The sequence below is a fragment of the Streptosporangium sp. NPDC051022 genome, from assembly GCF_040683035.1.
Taxonomy (GTDB): Bacteria; Actinomycetota; Actinomycetes; order Streptosporangiales; family Streptosporangiaceae; genus Streptosporangium.
Map to the genome: position 1 here is coordinate 766,800 of NZ_JBFBCF010000001.1, position 21,495 is coordinate 788,294.

Genomic DNA, 21,495 nt, shown 5'->3' on the forward strand with positions numbered 1-21,495 from the left:
CCGGTACGGGGTCAGCCGGAGTCGCCCGGGGAGATCAGACCGGTCTCGTAGGCCAGGACGACGGCCTGGACGCGGTCGCGGAGGCCGAGTTTGGACAGGATGCGGGCGACGTGGGTCTTCACCGTCGTCGTACCGAGGGTCAGCCGGTCGGCGAGTTCGGCGTTGCTCAACCCGGTGGCGAGCAGGCGCAGTACCTCCAGCTCCCGGGGCGTCAGCTCGGACAGGTCGCGGTGCAACATGGCCTTCGCCTCGTCTCGGCGGGCGAAACGCTCGACCAGGCGGCGGGTGATGGACGGCGCGAGCAGGGCGTCACCGGAGCGCACCAGCCGGATCGCGGCCACCAGGTGCTCGGGCGTGACGTCCTTGAGCAGGAAGCCGCTGGCGCCCGCGGTGAGGGCGGCGTAGACGTACTGGTCGAGGTCGTAGGTGGTCAGGATGAGCACGCGGGTCTCCTCCGCGCCGCCGCCCAGGATCCTCCGGGTGGCCTCCAGTCCGTCCATCCGTGGCATCCGGATGTCCATGAGCACCACATCGGGCCTGGTGCGCCGTACGGCGGCGACCGCCTCGGCGCCGTCGGCCGCCTCGGCCACCACCTCGATGCCGTCGACGGTGAGGATCATCCGGAACCCGGTGCGGACCAGCGCCTGGTCGTCGGCGATGACGACGCGCAGCGCCCCGCTCACGGGGCCGTCCACGGGGTGAGGCGCGCCGGCCGGTTCGGGGCCGTCCACGGGGCCGTCCACGGGGTGAGGTACGGCGGCCGGTTCACGCGGCAGTCCAGGGCAGGCGGGCCACGAGGCGATAGCCGCCGCCTCCCGGCCCGGCGTCCAGGGTTCCGCCGTAGAGGGCCAGCCGTTCGCGCAGCCCGATCAGCCCCCGGCCGGCGCCGGTCCGAGAAAGGGGGTCCTGCGAGAAGGACGCCTGCGAGGGGACGGTCCGTGAGGAGGCGGCCCGGTTTCCGCCGGTGTCGGTGACCTCGATCTCCAGCCAGTCGCCGTCGTGGCCGATCACGACGGAGGCCGCCGCGCCGGACGCGTGCTTGAGCGTGTTGGTCAGGGCCTCCTGTACGACGCGGTAGGCGGCCAGGTCTACCCCGGGAGACAGCGGGCCGGGCGGCGGCGACAGGGTGACGTCCACCGGTGTCCCGGCGGCCCGGATCCGCTCCACCAGGGTGTCGAGCTGGTCGAGTCCCGGCTGCGGTTCGAGTCCGTCGTCGACGGCGTCGTAACGTCCGCTGTCCGGGCCCGAGAGCAGGCCCATGACATGGCGCAGCTCGGCCAGGGCGGTCCGGCCGCTGGCCTCGATCGCGAGCAGGGCCTCCTCCGACAGCTTCGGGTCCGCCTCCATCACCTTGCGCGCCGCACCGGCCTGGATCACCATCACACTCACATTGTGGGTCACCACGTCGTGCAGCTCCCCGGCGATCCGGGCGCGCTCCGCCTCGACGGCCCTGCGCGTGGCCTCCTCCTGGGTCCGTCGCAGCTCGTCGAGCCGACGCCGGCTCGCCCGGAGACGCCGCTGCCAGAAGTGGACGAGGCTCGCGGAGACCCCGGCGCCGAGCAGTACGACGAAGGGGCCCAGCCAGCTCGGCAGCTGCGGGGTGACGTCCCGGAAGGCGGCCCCGGCCAGTACGGCGGCGAGCAGGAGACCTGCCAGCGCCGGTATCCGGTTACGGCTGTGCGCGACGGCGCTGTAGGCGGCGACGGCGCAGGCCAGCACGGTGATCCAGGTCACGCCCTCGCGTGTGACCAGCGCCGCGGCCAGCACCGTCCAGAAGACGGCGAGGGGATAACGGCGCCTGACCGCCAGCGGCAGTGCCGTCAGTAGCACCAGGAAAATGGACGGCTCGTAGGTCCCGGGAACGAGGGGTTCGGCCGGAGGGGGGACGGGGAGCGGCCCCTCATCGGAAACAGGGAGTGGCTCCGCGCCGGAAACAGGGAGTGGCTCCGCGCCGGGAACAGAAGGCGGAACGGGGAGCGGCTCCGCGCCAGGGACCCGGGGCGGAACAGGGAGTGGCTCCGCGTCGGGAGCCGGGGGCGGAACGGGGCGGACGGTCGTCTCAGGGGGCCAGACGTCGAGGCCCGTGGGCAGGGCGGGGTGCAGCCGCAGGGCTTCGAGCAGGGACTGCGGCCGCTTGTGGTCGCCATGGTCCGCGCCGGGGAAGTTCATCGACGCGACCACCGCGACGACGGCCAGCACGACCGCCAGCAGTACGTCGGCGGCGACCGCCCTCCGGGACGGCCGGACGGGTTCTCCGGCCGGACGCAGCGCGTCTCGCAGGTATCGCCGCCACAACCGCCGTCCATAAGCCGCCACCGGCACATTGTCGCCCCCGAGCGCTTCGCCCCACATCCGCCGTGAAGACCACGGCCTGGTCCCCGGGGAGTACATCGCGGGGATGACGGCACGGCCCGATCGTTCTCCGGAGCCACCGGATGTCGGTGCGACGGCCGACGCGTGCGGACACCGGCCGCGCCTACCTTCGTTCCCGCCAGCGGGCCGTTCACGGGAGCCTTCCGTCAGGGCGGCCCTCTCGACCGAGCAGGACGGACATTCCATGAACCACGTGATCGAACCGGGAAACGCGGCTGGGTGGTACGGCGGTGCCGCCGCCATGGCACCCGCGTCCGGGTACGGCGGGGCGACGCGCCCGAGCGGGGAAAGACCGAGAGCACGCGGCCTGATCCTCCGGGGCGGCCTGGCCGCCGCCGTCGGCCTGCTCGCCCTCGCCGCCTTCGCCTTGCCCGCCTCCGCCTCTCCCGCGTCGGCGTCTTACGCCTCCCCGTCCGCGGCCCCGTCCCCGCAGTCCCCACCTTCCCCGTCGCCCTCGGCCTCTCCGACCTCCACGCCGAACGGCACGTCGTCCCTGCCCCAGCCGACCGGCTCCCACCCGGTCGGCACCACGACCCTGTACCTGAAGGACACCTCCCGCCCCGACCCCTGGGTCCCGGCCGTGAAAGCCCGGGAGCTGATGGTCTCCCTGTGGTACCCGGCCAGGCCGGCGGGCGGGCGGCGGGCGCAGTACATGACGCCGCAGGAGTCGGAGGCCCTCCTCAAGGGGGAGGGGATCGGCACTCTGCCGCTCGACGTCCTCAGCAGGACGCGGACCAACGCCGTCCTCGACGCGAAACCGGCGGGCCGCAAGAACAGCCTGCCCCTGGTGGTGCTCTCCCCGGGCTTCACCAAGTCCCGTAAGACGCTCACGGGCCTCGCCGAGGAACTGGCGAGCCAGGGCTACGTGGTGGTCGGAATCGACCACACGTATGAGGCCCGCGGTACGAGCTTCCCCGGCGGGCGGCTCGCCACCTGTGCCGCGTGCGAGATCGACCACGTGCCGGGCTTCTGGGAGAAGGCGGTGGCCGGACGGGCGGCTGACGTCTCCTTCGTACTCGACGAGCTGACCGGGCGGCACCCGAAGTGGAAGGGCGCCTCCCTGATCGACACGTCCAAGGTCGGAATGTCGGGCCAGTCCCTGGGCGGCGCGAGCTCCATCGCGGCCATGCTGAAGGATGAGCGGATCCGCGCCGGGATCAACACGGACGGCAGCACGTACGCCACCATCCCTCCGGGCGGGCTGGCCCGGCCGTTCATGTTCGTGGGCTCGTCGCCGCACACCCCGGGAGGCGGAAGCCCCTCGTGGGAGCGCGACTGGGAGCTCCTGACCGGCTGGAAGCGCTGGCTCGTGGTGGCCGGGACGCAGCACGCGTCCTTCACCGACCTCGTCCTGCTGGCCGACCAGCTCGGTGTCCCGCGTGACGCCGAGGTGACCGGTGCCCGCTCCCTGGAGATCACCCGCAGGTACGTCCGCGCCTTCTTCGACCAGCACCTGCGCAAGCGGCCGCAACCCCTGCTGGACGGCACCTCGACCCGCTACCCCGAGGTCAAGCACTGCTCGGTGGACGCGAAGACCTGCGCGTAGGCCGTCGCCGGGTACGGCCCGCCCGCTCGGTACCGGCCGGTCCCGCTCGCCCGACACCGGCCGGTACCTCACGATCCCCGGGCACCGGCCGGTACTTCACGATCTCTGAACGCCGGCCGGTTCCCCGCCGTAAACCGGTCTACGGGCGGTGGGCGGTCACCGGCCGAGCAGCCGATCGCGCAGCTGCGTGATCATCTCCTCGTCGGCGCCGAGCAGGTCGGTGGCGTAGTCGCGTACGGAACCGTGGGCGGTGGCCAGGTCGGCCAGGAAAAGCCGCATGACCTCGGCCGGTGCCCGCCCGTAGCCCGGCCAGCGCAAGGTCCGGCCCGGATGGGTGGTGCGCCAGTCGGCCACCAGCCTGTCCGTGGCCAGCTCCGTCAGGGCGAAGTCCTCGACGATCTGGTCCTCGGACACACCGATCAGGGACAGGACGAGGGCGGCCAGGATGCCGGTCCGGTCCTTTCCCGAGGCGCAGTGGAACACGAGTGGGTCGCTGCCGGAGGCGATGACCTCCAGCGACTGCCGTAGCTCCTTGACCCCGTCGAGGGCGACCTCGGCGTACCGGTCGGCGAGGAAGCGCCAGGGATCGACATCCGGATCGATCTCCGCCTGGTCGTAGGGGCGATGTTCGACGCTGAAGTTGTAGTAGGCCATCCCCTCGTTGTGCGGTACTCGGCCCTTCGCCTCGATCTCCACGGGATAACGCAGGTCGATCACGGTGAGAACCCCGAGGGCGAGGAAGCGGTCCCAGTCGTCGCCCGCCAGCTTGGCCAGGGAGTCGGAACGGTACAACCGCCCCCACCGCACAGTACGGCCGTCCTCGGTGGTGTATCCGCCCAGGTCCCGGAAGTTGTGCAGGCGCTCGAATGCGATATGCCTTCTCATGCCCGCCACCTTACGAACCGCCGCCCGTCACCACATGGGCAAGATGGCCGATGACCGGCGATTTCCCGGAAAATGCGGCCCTGTTATGCCAAGCCCACTTTCCAACCGGCACACAGCCGAAACGACGGGCTTCCACCTCGAACCTCAGCCCGGCCGACCTCCGCGCGGATCGTGAACGCAGCGCGGGAACGAGGTGTCGGATTGGGAAGGAGCCTTTCGTTCTCCATGATGGTTTCGTGAGGGATATCTGTCGGTGAACCAGGGAGAGTCGCCGTGTGGATCGTGAACTCGTTGCCATACCTGTCCCCCCGGTCGGAGGGACAGGCGGACGCCTGGTCGGAGGAGGCGGCCCAGGCCGGTCGCGTTGGCACTCAGCGGATTCGCGAGGTCGTCACCTGTGTCCCGCCCGTTGAGGTGGCCTCCGCGCTCGGTCTGAAACCGGATGTCACCGCCGTCGTACGGCGACGGACGATGCTGCTCGACGGTCTGCCGGTCGAGCTGACCGACTCCTGGTATCCCGAACACGTCGCGGCCGGTACGGCGCTCGCCGTGCCGGCGAAGATCAGAGGTGGAGCGGTCACGTTGCTTGCCGGCCTGGGTTATGCCGTGCATGAGGCGAGGGAGGACATCGTCTTTCGCGGCGCCACGGCGGACGAGGCTGCCGGGCTGGAGGTGCCGGAGGGCACTCCGGTGATCGTGCTGTCCCGGACGTGCCTGACCGCTGGCGGGATACCGTTCGAGGCGTCGGTCATGGTGATGGTCGCCGAAGGCCGTCATCTGCGGTACCGGCTGATCGCGGGCTGATCGCGGTCGAGGAAGGTTCGGCCGGTCATCCGCCATCAGGGTGTACAGCTCATGCATGGCGGGCAGGTCGCGGGCCTGCGATGTCGCGTTCGCCATACGGTGCTCCCCCGGACAGGGGCCTTCGGTGGAGCCTCGCGCCTCGATGGTCGATGAGGCATCACGTTTCCATGGCGACGCCAGGACCTGCGCCGTAGCCTGAGGGCGCCGACACTTTCGGAGGGTGGGTCGCATGCACGACGAAGCCACTGTCGGAGCCCGGTTGCGAACATTGCGTCGCTGGCGGCGGATGAGTCTGGCCCAGCTCGCCGGGCAGGCCGGACTGAGTAAGAGTTTCCTCTCGATGGCCGAGCGGGGACAGCGTGCTCTGGACAGACGCTCGCACATCGCCGCGCTCGCCGGGGCGCTTCGTGTCTCCGAGACCGAACTCGTCGGTGGACCGCACCTGAGTGAGGATCCCGTTCAGTCCGCACCGCACACCACGATTCCGGCCATCCGTGAAGCGCTGCTCACGAACACCCTGACCGCACCGGCAGTTGACCACGCACGCCCACTGCCGGATCTGGTAGCCGAAATGACCCGCATCGACCGTAGTGAGGTCAAGTTCGCCGAGGTCGGTGAGCTTCTTCCCAGGGTTATCAACGAGTTGCACGTGCATGCCTGCGCGCCTGCCGATGAACTGGCTCATCGGATCGCGTTGGAGACGCTGATCGAGGCATTTCAGACGGCGACCTTTTCCGCCAAAGACCTGGGATACGCCGACTTGGCGCACATAGCGGCGATGCGCGCCGGGGAGGTGGCGAGCATCCTGGCCGACCCGGTCAGCACGGGTAAGGCGGCCTCCTTGCGGATTCACACCATGCCCGACGCGTCCTGGGCGGTGAGGTACGCCACGGCGAAGAACGCCGCGGAAGCATTGCAGCCGCATGTCCGAAACGATGCCGGGGTCCATGTGCTCGGAATGCTCACCCTGGCTACGGCGCTGACGGCCACGGTGGCGTCGGATCCGGCGAACAGCGATCACTGGTTGGACGAAGCCGCGGAGTTGGCCACCCGAGTTCCGGACACTCCCGGCGAGAACTGGGGGGCGTTCTCGGCGACGAACGTGGCGGTCTGGCGCGTCGGTCTGGCCGTGGAACGCAGTGAGGCCGGTGGAGTCGTCCTCGGTCTGGCCCACCAGGTGGATGAGAGCAGGATCGCCGACAGGCGCGGACGGCACGCCACATTCCTCGCCGACGTCGGCAGGGGACTGGCCCGTGAGGCTCGCATGCGCGAGGAAGCCGTGCGATGGCTTCGCCGCGCCGAAAGCGTCGCTCCGCACAAAATCCGTAATGACACCAAGGCCCGTGAGTCGGTAGCGGTGATGTTGGAACAGGCCAAGTCAGCCTCTCTCGGGCGGGAGCTACGGGGCATGGCCGCCCGTATGGGCATCCCTCACTGACCGCATCCGGCCAATCGGGTGGGTGTTCACAGTGGTGAACTCTCTCCGTGTTTGGATGACTACTTTTCGTGTCCATGGAGACCGATGCCGTCACCGACGCCACCTCCCACCTTGAGCGGCTGCGTGCCGCGCTCCTCGCTCAGGGCTGGACGGCGGAGTTCCGTCATACCGGCGGAAACCCCCTGCTGCATGTGCAGAACCCGGCCGATCCGGCGATGACCGACCAGGTCACCTGTCGGGACGAGATCTTTCGCTGGGTGTGGGGCGGGTTCGTCGGATCGGTCGCCGACACGACGAGGGCGGCCGAACGGATCATGTTCGTGCTCCGGGAGATCGGGTCCTGATCCTCGCCGACACCACTGCAGGCGGACCCGCCCGTCGCGGCGAACGATCGGACGGGTCCTTGACCGGACTCAGGAGGTCCGATCCATGGACGATGGTAGGAGCAGCGTGGCTGAACCGGCGATTCCCGGCTGGCGGGTGATCCTCAGCGACGCGGGACGGCTCTGGGCCTCGCGTGCCGTACCGTTCACCGATGCCGAGATGGGCGTCGGGGCGACACGCACGGTCGACGCCGACAGCTTCGACGACCTGCTGGCCGAGGTGGAGCGGCAGGAGGCGGCGGCCGGGCGGGTGGACACGTGATCCGGCGACGCCCTCCCCGGGGCCCGGGACGCCACCGCGACGGCCTGCCCCGCGCCGCCGTACACCGTCGCCTGTGGGACGGCCCGGCCCGCGCCGAGGCCGAACGCCTCGACCACGCCTGGCCGCGCTGGGCGGTGCTGTACGGCACGGGCAGCCGTCTCTTCTACGCCGTCGCCGCCTGGCCCGCCCCGGAACCCCTGATTCTCCACGACCGTACTCCCGAGGGTCTGGAGGAGCGGATGCGTGCGGCGGAGAACGCGCACGCCACCGGCCCGCTCCCGGCCGCGCCGGAGCGCCAACGGCGGATCGTCCCGGCTCCACACGAACCGGTCCCGTTCCAGCCCGTGCCCGAACCGGTCCCGTTCCGATCCGTGCCCGTCCCGCGTGAGCCGGTCGAGCCCTGACGGCTTCCCCCAAACCGGTACGGCGGCGCCTCTTCCCCGGCGTGCGTCGCCGTACCCCTTCACGTGCCGCCCGGGAGGAGGGCCCGGGCGGCACCCCGTCTCAACCCGCCGTCACCCGGAGCGGAGGTCATGATCGCGGCGAACGTGTGGCGGAACCGCCGGAGCGGACGGTGCTCCGGCCAGGAGGGCGCGTCAGGAGCCCTCGCCGGAGTTCTGGTCGGTGTCGCCGTGGTCTCCATGGCCTCCGTGGCCGCCTCGCGGGCCGTCGAGCAGGCCCGCGCGCTGTGCCTTGAGGACGGCGTCCGCCTCGGCCTGGGTGAGGGTGCCCGCGGAGACGGCCGCCTTGAGTCGCCGGCTCAGAGCTGACTCGGCCTCGGTGGTGCGCTGCTGCCGCAGCGTGTCCAGGGCCGCGGTGACCTTCTCCGCGGTGACGCCGAGCTTGGTCGCCAGGGCCTGGGCCAGTTCCTGCCCGTCTCCTCGCTGCCCTTTTCCGGCCGTACGGATCTCCTCCAGGGCCGCGGTGACCTTCTGCTCGTCGACGCCGAGCAGTTCGGTGAGCTTGGCGGCCATCTGGCCGCGGTCGCCGCCATGCCTGCCATGCCGTCCGTCGGACGGGGCGTCGGTCGAGGTGCCGGGACTGCCGGAGGTGGCCGACGGCGTGGGTGTCGGGTCGGCCCAGGCCACCATCGGGGCGACGAGCCCACCGGCCACGGCGGTACCGATCCCGGCTATGACGGCAAAACGCTTGGTGCGGTTCATGGCGTTCCTTCGGTCGATACGGACGTCGGATCTGCCATCGATGATCATCCGCCCCGATGAGACACTCCTGGCGATGAGCTGAGAATTCGATGAGTAAGCACGCGAGAGCCGACCGTCGCCGTTAGGGAGGATGTCCTCCTGAGCGTGTCGCTCTGCCGCGAGGGCACGGCACCTGTGTGGCAAGGATGAACCTGATGCTCGCTCTGAACAGGCAGGGGTCGATTCCGGCTCCCCCTCGTTGTTGTCGATGCCGTACCTGCGCAGAGCGTCCGGCTATTCCAGCGTGCTCCGAGTGCTCCTGCTTCTCGGCGTAAGGAGGGCGGAGCGTAGCGCGGTTCTTCGTGTGTGAGTGGTCGTCGAATCGACTCGGCGTTGTCGGTCTCGGTGTGGACCGCTCAGGCGACTTTCACGGAATGGTCGCCGAAGTCGGCGACCACGTCCAATGTTCCGCCAAGGGCGACGACGTAGGAGCGCAGTGTGTCAAGGCCGCCGATCTGGCCGTGCTCGATCTGGGACACGCGCGCCTGGGAGATGCCCATGCGTTCGGCGAGGAGCTTCTGGGAGACGCCTAGGCGCTTGCGCATTTCGGCGAGCTGAGTACCGCGTAGCTCTGCCCGCAACTGCTCGCGGCTGGCCTCTCGGGCGGCGACCCGCTCGGGGGAGTCCCAGTCGGGGTCGATCTCACGGATCTTGGTCTTGGTGTCGGACCACTTCACGAACTCGCTCATCACCGTTCCTCCTTGTCCTTCTCGGCACGGTATGCGGCGTAACGTTTCTCTGCCAGAGGGATCGCCGTCCGGTACCACCGATTCCATTCCCCTGCCTTGTCTCCGGCGACCAGCACGATCGCCTCCCGTGTGGGATCAAAGACGAACAACAGGCGGATCTCCGCATCGCCGGGCACCCGGGGTCGTAGCTCTTTGAGGTTGTGCAGGATGCGGGAGTGATGGATTCGATCGACCAGCGGGCGGCCGAGTTTCGGTCCCTGTGAGGCAAGCTCGTCCAGCGCCTCCTCGATCTTCTCTGCTGTGGCGGGGGCGTTCTTGCAGATGTCGAGGAACCAGGTGTTCACTTCGGCGTGCAGCACGATCTCCCAGGCCATGCTGCCAATATAACGGATCCTTATATCATTCTGGCTGGTATGGCGACAGAGGTCCAGCGGGAACACTCGGTATATATGGACCTCGCCAGGCCTCTACGCGGCCCGCGACTTCATTCCCGAGAAGCTCCGGGAACGGATACGTGAGGCGGAGATCGTGCACCCGCGTGTCGGCACGTTCCCTGCCGTGTTGGAGTGTCAACGATCACTGGGTCGGAGGGGTCCCGGTCAGGCGGGGCCGAGGAGGTCCCAGCGGTTGCCGGCGATGTCGAGGAACACGGCGACCCGTCCGTACGGCTCCGCGCGCGGTGAGGTGACGAACTCGACGCCCGCGGCCGTCATTCGCCGGTAGGCGGCGTCGAAGTCGTCCACCCGCAGGAAGAACCCCACCCGCCCGGCGACCTGGTTCCCGACGGCCGTCGCCTGGTGTTCCCCGTCCGCGCGGGCGAGGAGGACGCCCGTCTCGGCGCCCGGCGGACGGACGACGACCCACCGTTTCGGACGGCCGTCGTTCGTCAGGGACGGTGAGTCCTCGGCCAGTTCGAAACCGAGGACGCCGACGAAGAACTCGATGGCCGGGTCGTAGTCGTCCACCACGATCGTGAACAGGTCGATTCGCACGATTCCCGATCATAGGGGCGTCGGTGTCGCGCCCTCGGGACGCGGGAGCCGCATGCCGCGAGACCGGGGGTTCTATGCTGGCGCCCATTCAGGCGGCATCATAATCTGTTTCGTGCAGCTTCTGTGCGCCAAGACGCAGATAATGGCTCATGGGGCTCGGTCTTGGTAGGGAGGCAACGGTGTTGATCCGTTTCCGGGTGGCCAACCACCGGTCCATCCGCAATGAGCATGAGTTGTCGCTGATCGCGACTGAGTTCGACGAGGGGACGGCGCGCGACACCGGTCTCAGACACCGGGGGCGGGAGGTTTCCCTGCAACCCGTGGTGGGGGTGTTCGGCGCCAACGCCTCGGGGAAGTCCAACCTGCTCAGCGCTTTCCGGTTCATGCGTGATGCGGTGGGAACCTCCTTCGCGGACTGGGCCAAGACGCCGGATGTGGTGCCCCGTCAGCCTTTCAAGCTCGACTCCGCGTCTCGTGAGGAGACGACCCTGTTCGAGGTGGATCTCGTGCTGGGGCGGGATCCTGTTCGCTACACATATGGCTTCGAGCTGTCGGATGAGCGGGTGGAGGCGGAGTGGCTTCACGTCTATCCACACGGCCGTCGAAACGTCTGGTTCGACAGGGAGGCGGGCCGTTCCGAGTCGGAGGGAGGGGAGTTCGTCTTCAGGGGAGGGGGGTTCAAAGGGGAGCGGGAAGCCCTCGTCAAGTTGACCCGCCCGAACGCTCTGTTCCTGTCCGTCGGCGCGACTCTCAACGATCCCCAGCTGTCGGCGATACACAGATGGTTCTTCGACACGTGGCCGATGACACCGGAAAGAGAACTCGGCGATCGGGTGGCCTGGACCAGACGGCTTCTGACACACCCGGATCAGGCGGAGGACTATCACCGGTGGATTATGCGGCTGCTGCAGGCGGCCGACCTGGGGGTCAGCCGCTTCGACACCGATCCCAGGAGCGGTGAGATCAGACTGTGGCACCGTACTCCGGACGGAGGCGAGATGCCGTTGGACTTCCACACGGAGGAGTCTTTGGGCACTCACGCGTGGTTCGCCTTCCTGGGGCCCATGCTCACCGTGCTGGACAGGGGATCGGTCCTGCTGGTGGACGAACTGGATTCGAGTCTGCACCCCGCGCTGGCGGCCGAGGTCGTGCGTGTCTTCCAGGATCCCGCCTCCAATCCGCGTGGTGCTCAGTTGATCTTCACCACGCATGACGCGACCCTGCTGGGCAGCGCGGTGCTCGACCGCCCGCTCAATCGCGACCAGGTCTGGATCACGGCGAAGCAGGGCTTGGGGGAAACCGAGCTGTATCCGCTGACAGACGCCAAACCGCGCAAGGAGGAGAGTCTGGAGCGCGGCTACCTGCGTGGTCGTTACGGCGGAGTGCCCCGGTTCGCCGCAGGAAAGATCGTTCGTGAACTCTCCTGGCAGGAATCGGAGGCCACGGCGTGAGCGGGCGGGGAAGAAAGGAGCAGGAGCCGGGGAAACGGCGAAGGCGTGGAGGGCTGGAGGAACGTCCTCTGGTTCGGAGACCCGGCCCGCATTCGCGTGAGGTACGGGTGCTGTATGTGGCCTGCGAGGGAGAATCCACGGAACCCGACTATCTGGACTACCTCAACGAGCGGTTCGGGGATGGCGACGGCCGAGGCAGGCGACCTTTCCGGATCCAGCCGGTCTCCCGTAGAAGCGGCAGGACGCCTTCAGGGATCGTTGAAGCCGCACGCCAGGCCGCAGGTGACGACGAGGCGTGGGCGCTCTTCGATCGTGATCAATGGAACGACATTCCACGGGCGGTCGAGGTTGCGGCCGAGTCCAGAGTTGAGCTTGCGTTCTCGCATCCGTCGTTCGACCTGTGGCTGTTGTTGCACTTCCAGGCGTTCGGAGGGGCGCAGAGCGGCAGTAGCAAGCTCGTGGTCGAGAAGCTACGGCAGGCCAAGGGTGCGGACGCCTTCAAGGACTACGACAGGAAAGGCGACAAGAGCATCAAGGGTGCTCGGCGCGACGCCCTGAAAGAGCGGGAGGGCAGGGCGGTGGAGCATGCTCGAAGCCTGGTGGCCTCCTGTGCCCGGGGGCTCTGCGGTCCTGGCCGGGCGAAGACCGACCCGGTCAACGGAGAAGCCGAACGGGTGTCCCCCCAGGAATGGGCGGCTCGCTCCGGGCATGCCCCGGAGTGCCTGCTCCTCCAGCGTGATCCCTCCACCGACGTATGGCGCCTCCTGGTCACGCTGGGCATTGACGGGCGGAAGACGGGCGCTGCCGAGGAGGCGGTGCCGCGTGATCCTGGTCTCGTGAACAAGGTGGTGCGTGAAGGGCGCCGGTGAGGGCGGCTTCGCCGCGGTGGGGGTGACTTCTCCGAACTCGCTGTGCGGATAGGCGCCCAGGACGCTGCGGGTTACACTTATTGCAGTTATCTTGCAGGAGGTGTTCGTGGCCCGCGCCGGAGTTCTTGCCCATGCCGTCCGTGTCGAAGCCGACAGTGGTGATCGTGAACTGCTGGCCCATCTCGGGGACGTCGCCGAGCACGCGCAACTGGTGCTGCGCGGCCCCGACAGTCGTGACGTCGTGCTGCCCGAGTCGCTTCTTGCTCTCGTACTGGCCGCGGCTCACGACCTCGCGAAGGGCAACGCCGTTCTCGCGCTTCCGATGGAGGCCAGACTGACCCCGAGCGAGGCCGCCCAGGTGCTCGGGCTGTCACGCCCCTTCGTTGCCCGTCTGCTCGATGAGGGAGAGATTCCCTCCCAGCATCTGCCCGGTAGTCGTCATCGCCTGATTCGCCTCACGGATGTCCTGGAGTTCCAGGCTCGCCGTGAGCGGCGCGCGGAAGGTCGGCGCAGGATCATGGAGATCGCCGAAGAGGCTGACCTGCCCTACTGACCTCCCTGGAGACTGGCCGATGGCCCGTGTCTTCATCGTATTTCGTGCCGTGTATGGCCTGTTCTGTAGAGGATTGTTGAAGTGGTTCCGGTTCGGGGTTTGCGGATCACTACGCTGGTCTCTCGTTCAAGATCATGACGGCCGTATGGCCGTACGGGGAGACAGGCACAGCATGGACAAGCAGCACACTCAGCGGCGACGCGTGCTTCTCGCGGGGGCGGGAGCGGGAACGGTCGTCCTCACGGCCGTCGTGGGTGTCGCGGGGGTCGCCACCGCCGCCCCGGTGAAACCGAAACTCGCCGCGCAGCGGCAGCTCGTCGGCGCGGCCAGCGACGAGTTCACCGGCTCCGCCCTCGACACCGCCAAGTGGAAGACGGGCCTGTGGTACGCCAAGTCGGGCGTGGGGGCGTTCACCGACGCGAACGTGGGCGTGGCCGACGGCAACCTGGTGCTCACCGCCAAAAAGGAGGCCTACAACGGTTCTCCGTACACCTTCGGAGCCGTCGAGTCGAAGTTCGACGTGCCCGGTGACAGCTACGTGGAGGTGCGCGCCAAGGTTCTCGACTCCCGGGCGAACGTGCTCAGCGCCATCTGGCTGCAGTCCTCCCCGCTGTCGGTGCAGAACAACCCGAACCCCGAGATCGACATCCACGAGACGTTCAGCTATCGGCGGATGGTGTCCACCCTGCACCGGTGGGTCTGGCCGTACTCGGACAAGTCCCACCTGGTCGACGGTGACAAGCGCTTCGACTTCGGGGTCACGGACACCAGTACCGGTTATCACGTGTACGGCCTGGAGCGCAGGAACGGCAGGCTGCGCTTCTACGCCGACGGCCGGCTCGGCTGGGACGTGGCCGCGCCGGACCCGTCGTACGTCAACATGGCGCGGCACATGGTGCTGAGCCTGGAGGGTCACCTCGGGCAGCCGAACGACGCCTACCTGCCGTCGACGTTCCTGATCGACTACGTCCGGACCTACGGCTACACCGGGGGCGCCGGGGTCAAGGGTGTCCGGCCGTCCGTCCCCACCCCGTCGGCGACGTCGCGCTGATCGCGGCGAACGCGGGCGACCCGTCCCGCAAAAGTGGAGATTTGTTGGGGATTCGTCCAGTATCCCGGGTGTGACCTGGAACGTTGAGGAGTTCGTGAGCGCCGCGGGCGTGACCGTCGAGCAACTGGCCGCCTACGTGGACGGCAGCCAGCGGGGCCTGTCGCCCGTCGTCGGCCGGCGTCCGCCGCGCGAACTGGCCGAGCGGCTCGGGCTCGTACGGTGGATCCGCGAGGGCGGGATGACCTCGGAGACGTACGCGGAGTTCCTGGCGACCTACCTGGACGAGGGCACCAGGTTCCACCACCCCGGCTACCTCGGCCACCAGATCGCCGCCCCCGACTTCCCCGCCGCGCTCGCCGACTTCGTGCACGGCGCCGCCAACAACCCGATGGCCGTCTACGAGATGGGCGCCGCGGCGGCGACCGTCGAGTTCGAGGTCCTGCGCTGGATGCTGGACAAGGCCGGGTACGGCGAGGCCGGCGGCGGCGTGCTCACCCACGGGGGATCGCTGGCCAACCTCACCGCCCTGCTGGCCGCGAGGGCGGCGGTCGCACCCGAGGCGTGGACCGACGGGGTCCCCGGCGACCTCGCCCTGCTGGCGCCGGAGTCGGCGCACTACTCGCTCACCCGTGCCGCCGCGATCCTCGGCCTGGGGGAGCGGGCGGTCATGCCGCTGGACGTCGACCCTCTCGGCCGGATCGACGTCGCGCGGCTGTCGGCCGCCCTGGACCGGGTACGGCGGGCCGGACGGCGGCCGATGGCCCTGGTCGCCGCGGCCTGCGCCACGGGCACCGGGCTCTACGACGACCTGCGGGGGATCGGAGAGTTCTGCGCGGACAACGGCGTCTGGTTTCACGTGGACGGCGCCCACGGGGCCTCGGCACTGCTCGCCGACGGGCACCGGCACCTGATGGACGGGGTCGAGCTGGCCGACTCGCTGATCTGGGACGCGCACAAGATGCTGCGGACCTCCAGTTTGGCGGCGGCCGTACTGACCCGGCGCGAGGGCGACCTGGACGCGGCCTTCCGGCAGCGGGCGAGCTACCTGTTCTACGGTGACCAGGGTTTCGACCTGATCGGCAGGACCGTCGAGTGCAGCAAGGCGGAGCTGGGCCTGAAGATCTTCCTCAACCTGGCCTGGCGGGGCGAGCGCGGCCTGGGCGACCACGTCGCGCGGCGGTACGCCACCGCGCGCCGCCTGTGGGAGCTGGGCTCACGGCGGCCGGGCTTCGACTTCCCCTACGAGCCGGAGAGCAACATCGTCTGCTTCCGGTACGGCACCGGCGACCAGGCCGCGATCAGGGAGCGGCTGACGGCCGACGGTGACTTCCACCTGACCTCCGCCGAGATCGGCGGCGTCCGTCACCTGCGCGTCACCGTGATGGCCCCGGCGACGGACGACAAGACGCTGGAGGCGCTGCTCGACCGGATCGGCGAGCCTGGCCGTATTCGGTCAGTTCTCTAAGATCGTCGGTCGGTCGCCTGATATAGCGTCGAACCCATGACCGAACTCGACAGCCGCCTGCGCGCGGTGTGCGATCTGGCCATCTCCCAGGTCCGGGAGATGGCGGGCAGGCACGAGTACGACGGCCGGATCCAGGATCTCTCACCCGAGGGCGTGCGGGCGGGCCTGGCCGCGCTCGGCGAGGGAGAGCTGCCCGAGGACCCCCACGACGCGGCGCACCTGCAGACCTTCGAGGAGGACGCGCGGGTCCGGTTCGGCGAGCTGGAGCTGTACCGGCGCAGCCCGTTCCTCCACATGGAGAACCTCGACCTGTCCCCCTACGACAGGGAGTACGCTCCCGCCGCCGAGCGGACCGCGGCCAGGAACGCCCACCTCGCCCTCTGGCCCGAGGCCGTGGACCAGGCGGTCACCGTCCTCGACCGGCTCAGCGCCCCCGTCGCCTCCGCGCTGCTCGGCGCCGTACGCGGCCTGTCGGCCGGGGTGCCCGCCGACGCCGACGAGTCCGTGCGCGAGGCGGCGCTGAAGGCCCACGCCCGCCTGGTCGAGCACGTCGAGGAGGCCTCGCGCTCCGGTGACCCGGACGCCTCCCTGGGGGCGGCGGGGCTGGCCAGGCTGATGGGGGCGGGCGACGGGCTCTCCGTCGACCTCGGAGCGCTCGCCCGGCGCGCCGACGCCGAACGCGACCGGCTGCTGGCCAGGCTGGCCGAGTCCTGCGACCGGCTCGGTCACGCGGGCAGGCCGCCGCTGGAGGTCGCCCGCGAGCTGGTCAAGGACCACCCGGGGATCGACGGTGTGCTCGACGCCGCCAGGGTGGGCACCGAGCGGGCGATCGCGTTCACCCGCGAGAAGGACCTGGTCCCCTACCACGACGGCGAGTGCCTGGTCGGGATCGCGCCCGAGTCGCGCAGGTGGGGAACGGCGATGATGAGCTGGGCGGCGCCCGGCGAGCCCGAGGCCCCCTCGTGGTACCACGTCACCCCGCCCGACCCGTCGTGGCCCGAGCGTGACATCGAGGAGTGGCTGGAGCTCTTCAGCGCGACCACGCTTCCGGCGATCAACGTGCACGAGGTCGCCCCCGGGCACTTCTCCCACGGCCGCGCCCTGCGCCACGCCCCCTCGCCGGTGCGCCGCACGCTGATGTCGCTGGCCTTCGCCGAGGGCTGGGCCCACTACGCCGAGGAGCTCTGCGTCGAGGAGGGCTACGCCCCCGAGGACCCGCGCTTCGAGATCGGGGTGTGGCTGGAGGCGTTGATCCGGGTGACCCGGCTGGCCTGCGCCGTCGGCGTTCACAGCGGCGCGATGACCGTCGAGGACGCCACCCGCCGCTTCGAGGCCGACACCCACCTCGCCGGTCCCGCCGCGCTGTCGGAGGCCGCACGGGCCACCTTCGACCCGACCTACGGCCGCTACACCTGGGGAAAGCTGGAGATCCTCGCGCTGCGCGAGCGGGCCAGAGCCGAGTGGGGCGCCGGGTTCACCCTCAAGCGCTTCCACACCGCCATGCTCGACCTGGGCTCCCCGCCCCTCGGCCTGCTCGACGCCGCCCTGCGCGCCTAGCGCTGTGGCCGGGAACGTTCACCGGGGCGAACGCCGTTCATCGGCGCCGATCGGCTCCGCTCCACCGCCCGCCGTACCGGCGCCCGGACGGTCACGAACACGGTGAAGCGATGTGGGCATCGCGCCGGTCGCGTCCGGGCGGCGTGCGTTCGTGGACGGTGGGGTGGAGGTCAGCGGTCGACGGCGGTCGCGCCGCCGTCGACGACCAGGTGGGCGCCCGTGACGAAGGACGCCTCGTCGCCCATCAGGAACCGTACGGCCGCCGCGACCTCCTCCGGGCGGCCGAGCCGGCCGAACGGCGACTTCCGCTCGAAGGACTCCCGGGCCCCGGGGTCGGTGGCCTCGGCGAGCATGGGGGTGTCGATGTAGCCGGGACAGACCGCGTTCACCCGGATCGGCGCCAGCTCGTGCGCCATGGACCGGGTGAGGCCGAGCAGGCCCGCCTTCGACGAGCAGTAGGCGGGGATGAGCGCCTGCCCCACCAGGCCCTCGATCGACGAGACGCCCACGATCGCCGAGCCCTCGTGCCGCCGCAGGTCCTCCAGGAGCGCCCGGGCCAGCAGGGCGCAGGCGCGCAGGTTGACGTCGAGCACGGCGTCCCAGGCCGCCTCGGTGAGGTCGGCGATCGCGGTCGGGGCGACGATCCCGGCCGCGTGCACCAGGCCGCCGATCGAGCCGAGGACGTCACGGGTCCTGGTGATCGCGGCGGCGAAGGCGGAGCCGTCGGTGACGTCGACGCCCACGCCGACCGAGGTCGCGCCGTTCATGGCCGCGAAGGACGCGGTCTTCTTCGCGCCCGCCTCGTCACGGTCCCAGATCGCGACGGGACGTCCGGTCTCGGCCAGGGCCAGCGCGCAGGCCCGTCCTATCCCGGACGCGCCGCCCGTGACGATGACTCCCGTATCCGGCATGACCGACCTCCGTGCTCGTGTCGCGTGGCGTGCCTCACGCGGGCGCGCCGCCAACCGGTCCCGGCGGGGCGCCGTCGGCTGTTTCCGGCGGGGCGCCGTCAACTGCTTTCGGCGGGGCGCCGCCGACCGGTCCCGGCGGGGCGCCGGGGGCCGGGAACGGCGCGACGCGTGAGCCCTCCGGGCCCGGTGGTGCGCGCGTGAGTTCTCCGGCGGCCCGGCGGTGTGACGCCTGAGCCCTCAGGGGAACCGGCGGGCGATCGGGCCCGTGGGAAACCGTCAGGCGGTCTGTCCCCGTTTTTCGGCGGTGCGTAACCGCGCTGACGGGCGCCGATAGACTGAGAAAACCGCTGTGTTTCCTTTGGGGGTCTTGTGTCTGAGTTCGACACGGTCCTCGTCGTCGACTTCGGTGCGCAGTACGCGCAGCTGATCGCGCGACGGGTGCGTGAATGCCACGTCTACTCCGAGATCGTCCCTTCGACGATGCCGGTCGAGGAGATGATGGCCAAGAAGCCCAAGGCCATCATCCTGTCCGGCGGCCCCTCTTCGGTTTACGCCGAGGGTGCCCCCGCCGCTCCCGAGGGCCTGTTCGAGACCGGGGTGCCCACCTTCGGCATCTGCTACGGCTTCCAGGTCATGGCCCAGACGCTCGGTGGCCAGGTGGCCAGGACCGGCGTCGCGGAGTACGGCGGGACCGGGCTCGACGTGACCCAGGAGGGCGTCCTCTTCGCCGGGCTGCCCGCCAGGCAGTCGGTCTGGATGTCCCACGGAGACAGCGTCGCCACCGCTCCCGAGGGCTTCCTCGTCACCGCCATGACCGCCGAGACGCCGGTCGCCGCCTTCGAGCACCCCGAGCGGGGCCTGTACGGCGTGCAGTTCCACCCCGAGGTCCTCCACTCCGACCACGGCCAGGCCGTCCTGAAGCACTTCCTCGACGCGGCGGGCTGCCGCCCCTCCTGGACGATGCTCAACATCGTCGAGGACGCCGTCGAGGCGGTCCGCGCCCAGATCGGCCCCGAGGGGCGCGCCATCTGCGCCCTGTCCGGGGGCGTGGACTCCGCGGTCGCGGCCGCCATGGTGCAGCGGGCCATCGGTGACCGTCTGACCTGTGTGTTCGTCGACCACGGGCTGCTGCGCAAGGGTGAGGCCGAGCAGGTCGAGCGCGACTTCGTGGACGTCACCGGGGTCAAGCTTCGTGTGGTGGACGCCCAGGAGCGCTTCCTCAAGGCGCTCGACGGCGTCACCGACCCGGAGGAGAAGCGCAAGATCATCGGGCGCGAGTTCATCCGGGTCTTCGAGGACGAGCAGCGCGCGATCCTCGCCGACGGCCCGGTCGACTTCCTCGTCCAGGGCACGCTCTACCCCGACGTCGTCGAGTCCGGCGGCGGCACCGGCACCGCCAACATCAAGTCCCACCACAACGTCGGCGGCCTTCCCGACGACCTGCGGTTCACGCTGGTCGAGCCGCTCCGCGCGCTGTTCAAGGACGAGGTCCGCCGCGCGGGCGAGGAGCTCGGCCTGCCCGCCGCGATGGTCTGGCGTCAGCCGTTCCCCGGCCCCGGCCTGGGCATCCGCATCGTCGGTGCGGTCACCCGCGAGCGCCTGGAGATCCTCCGCGACGCGGACGCCATCGCCCGCGAGGAGCTCTCCCGGGCCGGTCTCGACCGTGAGATCTGGCAGTGCCCGGTCGTGCTGCTCGCCGACGTCCGCTCGGTCGGCGTCCAGGGCGACGGCCGCACCTACGGTCACCCGATCGTCCTGCGCCCCGTCTCCAGCGAGGACGCCATGACCGCCGACTGGTCCCGCGTCCCCTACGACGTGCTGGCCCGCATCTCCACCCGGATCACCAACGAGGTCCGCGAGGTCAACCGCGTGGTCCTCGACGTGACCAGCAAGCCCCCGGGCACCATCGAGTGGGAGTAGAACCCCCTGGCACGACACAGCACGACACGGCGCGGCCCCCGGAGAGAACTCCGGGGGCCGCGCCCTTTTCTCCGCCCGCCGTTCTCACCTGCCCCCGCGAAGGCCGAGACACTGCAGGGCGGCGAAGCCGCCGACGACGACCGCCTGCATGACGACCCAGACGGCGCCGGCGACGGTGACCTGCAGACCACCCAGCGCCAGCTCGGCGACGCTCAGCACGGTCCACAGGACGTTGACGGTGATGATCGCGAGGACGGCGGCCCGGTTGACGGCGGCGGGTCTGGCCAGCAGCCAGACCGCGACGCCGTAGACGGCCAGGAACGCGCCGATCCCGCGCTGGAGGGGGACCGGCAGGCCGAGCAGGCCGTTGATCGGCCCCGCGAACAGCAGGTAGACCAGGCCGTTGCCACCGGTGACGACGGCGTCGAGGCGCAGGGCCAGACGCAGGAGTCTGCCGGTTTCCACGGTGGCCGGAGTGGACGCCGGGGTGATGGAGGTCATGTCGGAGGCCTTTCTGGTCCGGAGGGCGGATGGGAGCGGGGGAGAGGGAAGAGCACCCGGCAGGGGAGCGGATGGGAGCCGGAAGAGTGCCCGGCAGGGGAGCGGGAAGAGCGCCCGGCCGGGGAGGAGGGAACCCGGCCGGGCGAGGAGTCCCGCCAGGTCAGGCGGTGGGGACCCGGTCGAGGAAGCCGTGGACGGTCCTGATCCGGCCGTCCTCGGTCAGCACCGCGACGTCGAAGCCGACCACGATCGCCTCTCCGCCTTCCGGCCCCAGGTTCCAGGTGAAGCGGGCCAGGTCGTGGTGGGCGTCGACGTCGTCACCCGGGGTGAAGACCAGTCCGGGGAACTGCTGCTGGACGGCGGCGATGGTCGCGTCGATCGCGTCGCGCCCCGTGACGTCGACGAGGGGGTCGACATAGCGGGCGTCCTCGGTCCAGACGGCGTCGATATCGGCGCGGCGCTCCGCGGCGTCGGTGATGTTCCAGATGGCGATGTATCGCTCGACCAGCTTGGCGGTGTCGCTCATGTCAGGGTCTCCTTGTCGCCTGCAGTGTTTTCCGCTGTCGTTCTCGCAGGTCACAAAGCTACGGAGATCCGCCGACCGAGGAATCGGTCATCCACCAGTACTTCCGCCGCCCGCTAT

23 protein-coding genes are annotated in these 21,495 nt (G+C 70.0%); 13 read left to right on the plus strand and 10 right to left on the minus strand.

The window, feature by feature from the left end:
• Positions 1 to 11: 11 nt before the first annotated feature.
• Positions 12 to 695 (minus strand): response regulator transcription factor, encoded by a 684-nt coding sequence (locus AB0N02_RS03595; protein ID WP_363942197.1) that lies wholly within the window; start codon positions 693 to 695, stop codon positions 12 to 14.
• 70 nt (positions 696 to 765) lie between these two features.
• Positions 766 to 2,316 carry a histidine kinase gene (locus tag AB0N02_RS03600; RefSeq protein ID WP_363942200.1) on the minus strand — a complete coding sequence of 517 codons (1,551 nt, stop codon included), beginning with the start codon at positions 2,314 to 2,316 and terminating at the stop codon, positions 766 to 768.
• A 241-nt stretch (positions 2,317 to 2,557) separates the two neighbouring features.
• Between AB0N02_RS03600 and AB0N02_RS03605 the strand changes: the two genes are divergently transcribed.
• Positions 2,558 to 3,919 (plus strand): alpha/beta hydrolase, encoded by a 1,362-nt coding sequence (locus tag AB0N02_RS03605; protein ID WP_363942203.1) that lies wholly within the window; start codon positions 2,558 to 2,560, stop codon positions 3,917 to 3,919.
• A gap of 156 nt (positions 3,920 to 4,075) precedes the next feature.
• On the opposite strand, the gene AB0N02_RS03610 is transcribed toward AB0N02_RS03605, so the two are convergent.
• A complete protein-coding gene (locus tag AB0N02_RS03610; protein ID WP_363942205.1) occupies positions 4,076 to 4,804 on the minus strand; it encodes a tyrosine-protein phosphatase in 729 nt (242 codons plus the stop codon).
• Positions 4,805 to 5,086: 282 nt separating this feature from the next.
• On the opposite strand from AB0N02_RS03610, the gene AB0N02_RS03615 reads away from it, so the two are divergent.
• From AB0N02_RS03615 to AB0N02_RS03635, 5 genes are all read left to right on the plus strand, one after another.
• Entirely contained in the window at positions 5,087 to 5,608 is a 522-nt protein-coding gene (locus tag AB0N02_RS03615) for a UTRA domain-containing protein (RefSeq protein WP_363942208.1), read from the plus strand.
• A 229-nt stretch (positions 5,609 to 5,837) separates the two neighbouring features.
• Positions 5,838 to 7,046, plus strand: coding sequence for a helix-turn-helix domain-containing protein (locus AB0N02_RS03620; protein ID WP_363942211.1), 1,209 nt, complete (start codon positions 5,838 to 5,840; stop codon positions 7,044 to 7,046).
• 74 nt (positions 7,047 to 7,120) lie between these two features.
• Positions 7,121 to 7,390 carry a hypothetical protein gene (locus AB0N02_RS03625; RefSeq protein ID WP_363942214.1) on the plus strand — a complete coding sequence of 90 codons (270 nt, stop codon included), beginning with the start codon at positions 7,121 to 7,123 and terminating at the stop codon, positions 7,388 to 7,390.
• 106 nt (positions 7,391 to 7,496) lie between these two features.
• Positions 7,497 to 7,691, plus strand: a complete 195-nt coding sequence (locus AB0N02_RS03630) for a hypothetical protein (protein ID WP_363942216.1) — start codon at positions 7,497 to 7,499, stop codon at positions 7,689 to 7,691.
• Entirely contained in the window at positions 7,688 to 8,095 is a 408-nt protein-coding gene (locus tag AB0N02_RS03635) for a hypothetical protein (protein ID WP_363942218.1), read from the plus strand. The genes AB0N02_RS03630 and AB0N02_RS03635 overlap by 4 nt, the downstream gene beginning before the upstream one ends.
• 192 nt (positions 8,096 to 8,287) lie before the next feature.
• On the opposite strand, the gene AB0N02_RS03640 is transcribed toward AB0N02_RS03635, so the two are convergent.
• The 4 genes from AB0N02_RS03640 to AB0N02_RS03655 all read right to left on the minus strand — a co-directional run bounded on the left by AB0N02_RS03640 (position 8,288) and on the right by AB0N02_RS03655 (position 10,574).
• On the minus strand, positions 8,288 to 8,854 hold the full coding sequence (locus tag AB0N02_RS03640; RefSeq protein WP_363942221.1) for a hypothetical protein: 567 nt from the start codon (positions 8,852 to 8,854) through the stop codon (positions 8,288 to 8,290).
• A 395-nt stretch (positions 8,855 to 9,249) separates the two neighbouring features.
• Positions 9,250 to 9,582, minus strand: a complete 333-nt coding sequence (locus AB0N02_RS03645; protein WP_363942222.1) for a helix-turn-helix domain-containing protein — start codon at positions 9,580 to 9,582, stop codon at positions 9,250 to 9,252.
• Positions 9,582 to 9,956 (minus strand): type II toxin-antitoxin system RelE/ParE family toxin, encoded by a 375-nt coding sequence (locus AB0N02_RS03650; protein WP_363942225.1) that lies wholly within the window; start codon positions 9,954 to 9,956, stop codon positions 9,582 to 9,584. The genes AB0N02_RS03645 and AB0N02_RS03650 overlap by 1 nt, the downstream gene beginning before the upstream one ends.
• A 225-nt stretch (positions 9,957 to 10,181) precedes the next feature.
• A complete protein-coding gene (locus AB0N02_RS03655; protein WP_363942227.1) occupies positions 10,182 to 10,574 on the minus strand; it encodes a VOC family protein in 393 nt (130 codons plus the stop codon).
• Between the two features lie 179 nt (positions 10,575 to 10,753).
• Here AB0N02_RS03655 and AB0N02_RS03660 point away from each other — a divergent pair, with 179 nt between their 5' ends.
• The 6 genes from AB0N02_RS03660 to AB0N02_RS03685 all read left to right on the plus strand — a co-directional run bounded on the left by AB0N02_RS03660 (position 10,754) and on the right by AB0N02_RS03685 (position 17,520).
• Complete coding sequence (locus AB0N02_RS03660) at positions 10,754 to 12,025, plus strand: ATP-binding protein (RefSeq protein WP_363942512.1); 1,272 nt, start codon at positions 10,754 to 10,756, stop codon at positions 12,023 to 12,025.
• A 107-nt stretch (positions 12,026 to 12,132) separates the two neighbouring features.
• Entirely contained in the window at positions 12,133 to 12,894 is a 762-nt protein-coding gene (locus AB0N02_RS03665) for an RloB family protein (RefSeq protein WP_363942229.1), read from the plus strand.
• A gap of 100 nt (positions 12,895 to 12,994) precedes the next feature.
• Positions 12,995 to 13,447, plus strand: a complete 453-nt coding sequence (locus AB0N02_RS03670; RefSeq protein ID WP_363942515.1) for an excisionase family DNA-binding protein — start codon at positions 12,995 to 12,997, stop codon at positions 13,445 to 13,447.
• A gap of 172 nt (positions 13,448 to 13,619) precedes the next feature.
• Positions 13,620 to 14,498, plus strand: a complete 879-nt coding sequence (locus AB0N02_RS03675) for a glycoside hydrolase family 16 protein (protein WP_363942231.1) — start codon at positions 13,620 to 13,622, stop codon at positions 14,496 to 14,498.
• A 70-nt stretch (positions 14,499 to 14,568) separates the two neighbouring features.
• Positions 14,569 to 15,963 carry a pyridoxal-dependent decarboxylase gene (locus AB0N02_RS03680; RefSeq protein WP_363942233.1) on the plus strand — a complete coding sequence of 465 codons (1,395 nt, stop codon included), beginning with the start codon at positions 14,569 to 14,571 and terminating at the stop codon, positions 15,961 to 15,963.
• Positions 15,964 to 15,999: 36 nt separating this feature from the next.
• Positions 16,000 to 17,520 (plus strand): DUF885 family protein, encoded by a 1,521-nt coding sequence (locus AB0N02_RS03685; RefSeq protein ID WP_363942237.1) that lies wholly within the window; start codon positions 16,000 to 16,002, stop codon positions 17,518 to 17,520.
• Between the two features lie 170 nt (positions 17,521 to 17,690).
• Here the strand turns inward: AB0N02_RS03685 and AB0N02_RS03690 are convergent, their stop codons facing one another.
• Entirely contained in the window at positions 17,691 to 18,431 is a 741-nt protein-coding gene (locus AB0N02_RS03690; protein ID WP_363942239.1) for an SDR family NAD(P)-dependent oxidoreductase, read from the minus strand.
• Between the two features lie 369 nt (positions 18,432 to 18,800).
• Here AB0N02_RS03690 and guaA point away from each other — a divergent pair, with 369 nt between their 5' ends.
• Positions 18,801 to 20,351 (plus strand): glutamine-hydrolyzing GMP synthase, encoded by a 1,551-nt coding sequence (gene guaA, locus AB0N02_RS03695; protein WP_363942241.1) that lies wholly within the window; start codon positions 18,801 to 18,803, stop codon positions 20,349 to 20,351.
• Between the two features lie 84 nt (positions 20,352 to 20,435).
• Here guaA and AB0N02_RS03700 read toward each other — a convergent pair whose 3' ends face one another.
• Together AB0N02_RS03700 and AB0N02_RS03705 are read right to left on the minus strand one after the other, a co-directional pair.
• Complete coding sequence (locus tag AB0N02_RS03700; protein ID WP_363942244.1) at positions 20,436 to 20,852, minus strand: hypothetical protein; 417 nt, start codon at positions 20,850 to 20,852, stop codon at positions 20,436 to 20,438.
• A gap of 160 nt (positions 20,853 to 21,012) precedes the next feature.
• Positions 21,013 to 21,378: a nuclear transport factor 2 family protein gene (locus tag AB0N02_RS03705; protein WP_363942247.1), complete on the minus strand. Its 366-nt coding sequence runs from the start codon at positions 21,376 to 21,378 to the stop codon at positions 21,013 to 21,015.
• Positions 21,379 to 21,495 lie beyond the last annotated feature (117 nt).

Bases quoted from the DNA above. Each gene is read 5' to 3' on its own strand.
- AB0N02_RS03605 (WP_363942203.1), top strand. From the start codon at position 2,558: ATGAACCACGTGATCGAACCGGGAAACGCGGCTGGGTGGTACGGCGGT.
- AB0N02_RS03610 (WP_363942205.1), bottom strand. From the start codon at position 4,804: ATGAGAAGGCATATCGCATTCGAGCGCCTGCACAACTTCCGGGACCTG.
- AB0N02_RS03620 (WP_363942211.1), top strand. From the start codon at position 5,838: ATGCACGACGAAGCCACTGTCGGAGCCCGGTTGCGAACATTGCGTCGC.
- AB0N02_RS03625 (WP_363942214.1), top strand. From the start codon at position 7,121: ATGGAGACCGATGCCGTCACCGACGCCACCTCCCACCTTGAGCGGCTG.
- AB0N02_RS03640 (WP_363942221.1), bottom strand. From the start codon at position 8,854: ATGAACCGCACCAAGCGTTTTGCCGTCATAGCCGGGATCGGTACCGCC.
- AB0N02_RS03645 (WP_363942222.1), bottom strand. From the start codon at position 9,582: ATGAGCGAGTTCGTGAAGTGGTCCGACACCAAGACCAAGATCCGTGAG.
- AB0N02_RS03650 (WP_363942225.1), bottom strand. From the start codon at position 9,956: ATGGCCTGGGAGATCGTGCTGCACGCCGAAGTGAACACCTGGTTCCTC.
- AB0N02_RS03675 (WP_363942231.1), top strand. From the start codon at position 13,620: ATGGACAAGCAGCACACTCAGCGGCGACGCGTGCTTCTCGCGGGGGCG.
- AB0N02_RS03685 (WP_363942237.1), top strand. From the start codon at position 16,000: ATGACCGAACTCGACAGCCGCCTGCGCGCGGTGTGCGATCTGGCCATC.
- AB0N02_RS03690 (WP_363942239.1), bottom strand. From the start codon at position 18,431: ATGCCGGATACGGGAGTCATCGTCACGGGCGGCGCGTCCGGGATAGGA.
- AB0N02_RS03700 (WP_363942244.1), bottom strand. From the start codon at position 20,852: ATGACCTCCATCACCCCGGCGTCCACTCCGGCCACCGTGGAAACCGGC.
- AB0N02_RS03705 (WP_363942247.1), bottom strand. From the start codon at position 21,378: ATGAGCGACACCGCCAAGCTGGTCGAGCGATACATCGCCATCTGGAAC.